Source organism: Flavobacterium sp. FlaQc-49 (assembly GCF_044005985.1).
GTDB classification, from domain to species: domain Bacteria; phylum Bacteroidota; class Bacteroidia; order Flavobacteriales; family Flavobacteriaceae; genus Flavobacterium; species Flavobacterium cupriresistens.
Map to the genome: position 1 here is coordinate 1 of NZ_JBIPCS010000058.1, position 255 is coordinate 255.

1 protein-coding gene is annotated in these 255 nt (G+C 34.5%); it reads right to left on the minus strand.

The features are described 5' to 3' along the window. Window positions 1–19: 19 nt before the first annotated feature. On the minus strand, window positions 20–255 hold a 236-nt coding region (locus ACHRV3_RS23065; RefSeq protein WP_395436304.1), incomplete at its 5' end, for a hypothetical protein.

The following is a 255-nucleotide window of genomic DNA, read 5'->3' on the forward strand; positions in this document are numbered from 1 at the left end:
TACAACTTTTGAATTTGATTCATTGTAAGATCCCTGGTTTTATTCTTATTTCTTTTACTTTAGATTCTTTTGCCATATGTCTTCCTGAGCGAAGTCGAAGGAAACTTGACAGGCATAAACTTTGAGCTGGGTAAAAATCTAATTTCAATCTTTGAAAGAACTCCGGGGTTAAGTTCAAAACGAATGAAGTGCTAAAGAATTGGATGTGGAAATTTAGTTTATTTACAGAATATGCATCCCGTTTGTCCTTTCGGC